6 protein-coding genes are annotated in these 6,787 nt (G+C 51.5%); 3 read left to right on the forward strand and 3 right to left on the reverse strand.

Annotated features, from left to right (window positions below):
• The coding region (dctA, locus tag A1355_RS10295; protein WP_064027678.1) for a C4-dicarboxylate transporter DctA at window positions 1-1,130 on the reverse strand (1,130 nt) is incomplete at its 3' end.
• A 424-nt stretch (window positions 1,131-1,554) separates the two neighbouring features.
• Here dctA and A1355_RS10300 point away from each other — a divergent pair.
• Both A1355_RS10300 and A1355_RS10305 read left to right on the forward strand, forming a co-directional pair.
• A complete protein-coding gene (locus A1355_RS10300; RefSeq protein ID WP_064027680.1) occupies window positions 1,555-1,794 on the forward strand; it encodes a hypothetical protein in 240 nt (79 codons plus the stop codon).
• 29 nt (window positions 1,795-1,823) lie between these two features.
• The gene (locus A1355_RS10305; protein WP_064027682.1) at window positions 1,824-2,765 is read left to right on the forward strand and encodes a glycosyltransferase family 2 protein; all 942 of its coding nucleotides are present in this window, start codon (window positions 1,824-1,826) and stop codon (window positions 2,763-2,765) included.
• Window positions 2,766-3,737: 972 nt separating this feature from the next.
• Here A1355_RS10305 and A1355_RS10310 read toward each other — a convergent pair.
• Both A1355_RS10310 and A1355_RS10315 read right to left on the reverse strand, forming a co-directional pair.
• Window positions 3,738-4,679: a hypothetical protein gene (locus tag A1355_RS10310; protein ID WP_064027685.1), complete on the reverse strand. Its 942-nt coding sequence runs from the start codon at window positions 4,677-4,679 to the stop codon at window positions 3,738-3,740.
• A gap of 3 nt (window positions 4,680-4,682) precedes the next feature.
• Window positions 4,683-5,333 (reverse strand): TauD/TfdA family dioxygenase, encoded by a 651-nt coding sequence (locus A1355_RS10315; protein WP_064027687.1) that lies wholly within the window; start codon window positions 5,331-5,333, stop codon window positions 4,683-4,685.
• Window positions 5,334-6,159: 826 nt separating this feature from the next.
• Here A1355_RS10315 and A1355_RS10320 point away from each other — a divergent pair.
• Window positions 6,160-6,771, forward strand: a complete 612-nt coding sequence (locus A1355_RS10320) for a hypothetical protein (RefSeq protein WP_064027690.1) — start codon at window positions 6,160-6,162, stop codon at window positions 6,769-6,771.
• Window positions 6,772-6,787 lie beyond the last annotated feature (16 nt).

Genomic DNA, 6,787 nt, shown 5'->3' on the forward strand with positions numbered 1-6,787 from the left:
GCCACCGGTACCGCCGGCACCACCGCCAGCGTCGCGGCCAGCGTAATGAAACCGGCGCCGGTCACTCCGGAGGCGCCTTTGCTTGTCAACATCGCCACCAACAACAAGGTCAGTTGCTGGGATAGGCTCAAATCGACATTCAACGCCTGAGCAATAAACAAGGCCGACAGGGTCAGATAAATATTGGTCCCGTCCAAATTAAAGGAATAGCCGGAAGGGACGACCAAGCCGACCACCGACCGCGAGCAACCCAAGCGCTCCAGTTTATTCATCAGCGGCACCAATGCCGTTTCCGACGAAGATGTTCCCAGCACCAGCAGCAACTCTTCCTTGAGGTAACGCAGCAGCTTGAAGATGTTGAAACCGATCAGTTTACCTATCCCGCCCAGCACCAGCACCACAAACAGCGCGCAGGTCAGATAAAAACAGCCCATCAACGCGGCCAAGGGTTTCAAGGCATCTATGCCGTATTTGCCGATGGTAAAGGCCATCGCCGCGCCCGCGCCGATCGGCGCCAATTTCATGACCACATTCATCATCGCAAAGAATAGATGGGCGCATTCCTCGACAAAGCGATGCACCAAACGCCCGGCTTCGCCCATTTTATGCAGCGCAAGCCCAAACAGCACCGAGACCAGCAACACCTGCAGCAAATCGCCCGAGCCGGTGAAGGCGTCGGTAAAGGTTTTGGGGATGATGTGTAAGAAAAACTCGGCGACGGTTTGTTGACCGGCCTGCTTGGCAAACCCCGCCACCGCTTGCGTATCCAGACTGGCCGGATCGACGTTAAAGCCCTGGCCCGGCCGCAGCACGTTGGCCACTATGACACCCAAGGCCAATGCAAGAGTCGATACCACTTCGAAATACACCAGGGCTTTAAAGCCGACGCGCCCGGCTTTCTTCATGTCGCTCGCCCCTGCAATGCCCAGCACCACGGTGCAAAACACCACCGGCGCGATCAGCATTTTGATTAAGCCGATAAAACCGTCGCCGACCGGCTTCAATGCCACCGCATGCGCCGCATCGAAATGGCCGAATAATCCACCCAATACAATCGCCGCCAAGACCCAATAGTACAGCCGGGTTTGAGCGCGGTCAGCCGGCGGTAACGGATGGGATGGTGTGTCCATGGCAGGATTGAATTGGATTTATCGCGGCGATTTTAGACTGAAGGTAAAAGTCGGCCAATAGAGCCGCCCAAATATACGCGCCTTCACTGTTTGGGTTGAGTGACCTGTCGAAGCGGTTTGACACCGATGACAGTAGTCATGACAAACCGGGGCGAAATATCGCAGATATACGACATGTCGTCTCGGTTTGATGTTGCCATAAGCCTTATCTTTCCTACAAGGATCAATTTGTCTATTTAAATTCAACTGCTTATGTATTTCAAATAAATCGGCATGGGGTTTGCGTTGTTTTTAACAAGTGGGTCGGAAACGCCTCAACCAATGATTTCGTCAGCGGCCGGCGGGCATAAACGACACCGTCGTCATGACCTCGATTAGAGGTCGCAGTTAACAGATTAATCAAACAAATTGTGGGACTCTGCGTATGCCGATCACCTTACTGAAAGCATTCAACCTGGCCAAAGATCTCGACGATCTCGGTAATTCGTCGCCAGGGTCTTGCTATTACAGCACGAGTTCTTTCGATGAGGGCGAGGCGTTTAAGTCAGCGGGAGTACGGATTCAGATAGGCAGCGACTTGCATTCAGCGAGAAGCGAGCAGTTGGTTTTGGACGTCACGCAAATGCCCGGCATTGAGCCGTCACAGACGTCGTTGAAATTTTGAATTTATTTTTGAACCCTAGGAGTAAGTAGATGAATACTGAATTAGTACGAACCGCAGTCATTGTTCCGGTTTGGAATGCCAGTCAGCACTTGGATCGGCTGTTGCCGGCACTGGCGAGCCAGTCTTTGCAACCCGATGAATGGCTGATAGTCGATAGTCACTCGACGGATGACACCGTACAACGTTGTTTAGCGGCGGGCGCTAGAGTCGAAACGATTCCGCCGGGAACATTCAACCATGGCGGGACTCGGCGTTGGGCCAGCCACTTGGTGTCTGCGGACATACTGATCTTTATGACGCAGGATGCGATTTTGGCCGATACGGAAAGTTTGCGTAAGTTGCGGGATGCGGTGTTGTTGGATGTCGACGTGGGCGTGGCATACGGGCGGCAGTTGCCGCGCCCGGAAGCCGGCACTCTTGAAGCGCACGCCCGTTATTTCAACTACCCCGCGCGAAGCAGAACCAAGAAACTTTCCGATTCCGCCAGCTTGGGTATCAAGACTTGCTTCAGCTCCGACTCGTTCGCGGCGTACAGACGCACGGCCCTTGAGGCGGTCGGCGGATTTCCACTCGACGTGATCGGCAGCGAAGACGCCTATGTTGCCGCTAAAATGCTGCTGTCCGGCTGGAGCGTCCGTTATGAAGCCGACGCTCTCGTCGTTCATTCGCACAGTTATTCTCTTTGGCAAGAATTTCGGCGCTATTTCGATATCGGCGTGTTTTACGGGCAGGAAGACTGGATTGAACGCCAATTCGGCAGAGCGCGCGGGGAAGGGCGGCGTTTTGTCATTTCAGAAGTTAAACACATCATGCAGTTGGGGCAAACTTGGCGCATACCCGAATGCATTTTGCGTTCCGCGTTGAAATTGTTGGGGTATCGGCTAGGTTGGATACACAAGGCCTTGCCATTGGCCCTGAAGCGGCGCATCAGCATGTTTCCTCGTTACTGGGAGTCTTTGGAATTATCATGATTTTCCAAAATCGCCACGGACTGGTATCCCGGTATTTTCCGATTCTTGCGTATCTTCTATTCATCCGGCCCCTAAAAACCGTTCGCCCCGAGCCTGTCGAAGGGCGTACTGGTCCGGGCTTAGCCGAGCTCGGCCCGAACGGAATGCCAGATCAGTAGGGCCGGGTTAATAATTCTGGATTTGGCTGCTTGAGGTTCGCCCGCTAAAGCCGGTTTGCCGAGCGACGAAGGGGGCGCAATGGGAATTGCACGGATTCACCCTGCGGAACTGCCGACACCGGTGACGAGAATCGTAAGCACATAGACGCGGTGAACAAAATCAACCGCATCGATCGCGTAATTCTCTAGCCGCTATCTTAGGCAAATCGATTTCATGTCCCCATTCTCGGAATAAACACCTAATTTCACGTAACGATGAAAGCTTGAATAAGGCCGGTTGCTGGTCTGTCACCGTTACAATCTACTTCCTTACTCGATCGATACGGTTCGTACCTAAGCGCATCCTTCCGGGCTGAAGGTAAAACTCGGCCACTTTGAGGACGGCACTATAAATTTTTGATCGTTCGGTTAAGTGCTTCTAGCAGATGTAGGGTGGGCAAATTTGCCCACCATTGCAAGCCGCGTGGGCACAAAAAGCCGTGCCTACCCTTATCGATCTACAGCCGCCAGCCGAAATCCCAACACGGTGTGACCACCTATAGGTTGTGCCGAGCCATGTGAGGCGCAACGATCGCGAACGGTGCGCCTGACGGCAGCACCCTATAGTCTGCGCACCTTATGGCCTTACGAGGAAAGGCCCGACCCGATCCGGCCAAAGGATGACATAGCGGTGAAGTGGGCAAGCCGGCGGAAACGGCGCGGGTTCGCTGGGTTAGGGGACTGGGTTCGGCCAAAAAGAGACATCCAAGAATCTCAATCTAGGGCGGCTGAACTACCGAAAGCAGTCGATCACCGGCATCAAATTGTTAGCGCATCAATATTCATTGTTATCGTCTTCCATCATGCCGCGAATGTGCTCATCAATATCCACTTCAAAATATTCGATGGCAGTGTAATGTGAGGTGGCGGTGTAAGTATTACCGAGGCCGGACGCGATCAATTTTGAATAGCCATTAATCTTTAATCCGCATGCAACGCACTGGAATGATTCTGGCCGCATTACTTGTTTTTCCACAATCCCGTCATCATCAACCTCCCGTTTAACCTCGCCAACAGCTTTACCTAGCAACAAGCCCGTGCTTTGACAAACAGGACAATTCACCCTATGGCCGTAATGGCGCAGGGATACAGTGCTAGCTTGTTTGCGCGCCTGATCTTGTTCTTCATCTGTTTTTCCTTCCCATGCAGTTTTATGAGTGGCTATCGTGCCCTTGACCGCTTGTGCGTTTTCATCTTTTAAAGCTTCTATTTCTTCTCTTGCTTGATCGGCTATTTCAGAACCAAACAATGACTCTAACGATTCGCCAATTTCTCTAGTCAATACATCACAGACTGTGAAAAAATTGGGCTGCCATGCAGCACTGCCAAGGTTTTCAAAGGGCATATTGCCGGAATGGACTTCACTGTTTCTCCGTTCTAAATGGCTGACGCAGAAGTTCGCATTCTCTCCCGTAAAATCCTTAGCCAAATCTTCAACTCTCTTTAACAACTCAGTTATAGATGCTGACTTGGCAATAAATTTTGATTTCTTGATAGGTTTGCCCAGGGCGAAGAGCAAATTATTCGAATCTTTAAGGTCTGCCAATAAAACTGGCGATGTTTTTGCTACAGCAGATCTTATTAGCATTTCGAGCACAAATGCTGACCACAAACCAAATTGCCAATTGGTATCTTGGTGTTCAAACATCACTTCCGCATATTTTTGAGCTTTTGCAAATAATGATTCTGGTGACCATTCATGGCTGGTTTTTTCCATAAGTTACCCTGTGAATTCAGATAAATAGACTCGTTCTAGTTTTCTATTCGATGCCGCTGCAGGAATAGTCGATCGAGCATGAAAAGCTTGCCAATTATCGATAATGAGGCAATCTCCCGCATGAGCAAGAATATGTATATTAGGAGTAGCGATCGCAATTCGTTGTTCGATACGCGCTTGAAGTGACTTTGCTAATTTACCTATTGGTTCGATAAACAAGTAGTCCCATCTATAGAAATCACCTTCGAATAGCCGAAGTGGACTCAGGTGCCCGTCCAATCTTCGTCTCGGCCTGAATAGGGCTCTGCGCAAATCATTTGGGTCCTCATTCTCAAACAGTGGAGCGGCCTTGATTATTTTTGTTGAAACAAATTGGGAAGCAGTGAGGCATCGCAACATCAAAAATCTTGGAGGTCGATACCAATGCGCCATATCGCTATGAAATGGAAACTCCTCAAATCCATAAATGCCGCTGTAGCTGCTCGCCTCGTTATTAATATTATTGGAAGGCACTAATGTCTGTACCAAATCTACGCCCGGTATATTCTCAACTTTTCCTAGATTGTTTGCTATATCAAGGGAGTCGTCGCCAATTAGATTCCCGTTGAATTCAACAAACCCATCATTCTTTAACTTGTTTAGGTCGAAATACATTTACCGAAAATTTGTAGCTACACAAGGAATTAGATAGCCAAATTCATAGCTAACGCTAAATTTACTTCGACACAAAATTATCTTTCCCTGCATGCATTTTTTCCTGTCCGTAAATCATCGGAGACATATAAGACTTTTGGCAGGTACTGGTCAAATTGCCGCCATTGGATCACGTTAGGCGATAGACAGCAACGGGTCGTTAGCTGCCAACTAAACTTCCTAAACGCAACGAGCCGCAATCATAGTGCATGGAAAAATGTCCGCGCGAAGTCGTTAGCGGCTATTCTATGCTGTTTTCAATTTATAGACTATCCTTTCCAACGCTCAAGGAGGGCGCGCCTCTGCTATTCCACTAGCTTTCCTGCATAAGTTAGCTCGCTGGCGAGCGAATAGGCGCGCATCTCAACGCGGTTGGCGGTAAGCCGCTTTGCTTGCCCGTCCCTGAACGGTTTTTACACGTGTTTCCAACGTTGGGGGGCAACCGCTGCAGACCACGACTGGCAAGGCTTCCGGCGATTTGCCGTTCACGGAGCCGTAGAAACACGACACGGAACGTTGGAAGGACGTCACGGAAGGCTGGAAGGACGACACGGAAGGCTGGAAGGACGACACGGAAGGTTGGAAGGACGTCACGGAACTTTGGAAGCATGTCACGGAAGCCTGGAAGCACGTCACGGAACTTTGGAAGCACGTCACTGGAAAGCGGAAGGACGTGTTTCCAACATAAAAACACGGCATGGAAACGCCGATACCCTCGTCGCGGGCGTTGCCGGTGGCGAAATTGGAGTAGGTGGGCGGATTCAATTCATTCATCGAGGAATTTAACATGCCCAAATCCACGTTTATCCCGAACGCCGATCACGACTTTCTGGCCTGGTTCGACCATTTCCTGGCCAATCTGAAACCCGAACACGGCGTGGCGGATGCCGACTTGGCGGCGCTGACGGCGGCGAACGCCGATTTTCACGATAAGTCGCGGCTGGCCGGCAATGCCGCCGCGCTCGCCAAGCAGGCGACCGCCGATAAGAGCGACAGTCGTAAAGCATCCGAAAACCTGATTCGGGCGGAAGTGCGGCGCATCAAGGCGCGTGCCAATTACACCGACGGTATCGGTGCGCAATTGGGTATCGACAGCAGCAGCCGGACCGGCGATCTGTCCACGGCCAACCCCAAATTGAGCGGCAACGATCAAACCGGTGGGGTGGTGGTACTGAGTTTTGTGAAGCACCGCAGCGATGGCGTGAATCTCTATTGCCAGCGCGACATCGACACCGACTGGGTGTTGCTGGGCCGCGCCACCGTCTCGCCCTTCGTCGATCGCCGGCCGCTGCTGACGCCCGGCAAGCCGGAACTGCGCCGTTACACCGCCGTGTTCATGTCCAAGGACCAGGAAGTTGGCCAGTACAGTCAGGAACTGGTGGTGAATTGCGCGCCATGAGCGCCGGGGGTATTTA

Origin of the sequence: Methylomonas koyamae (assembly GCF_001644025.1) — a bacterium.
In the GTDB taxonomy this organism is placed as follows: domain Bacteria; phylum Pseudomonadota; class Gammaproteobacteria; order Methylococcales; family Methylomonadaceae; genus Methylomonas; species Methylomonas koyamae_A.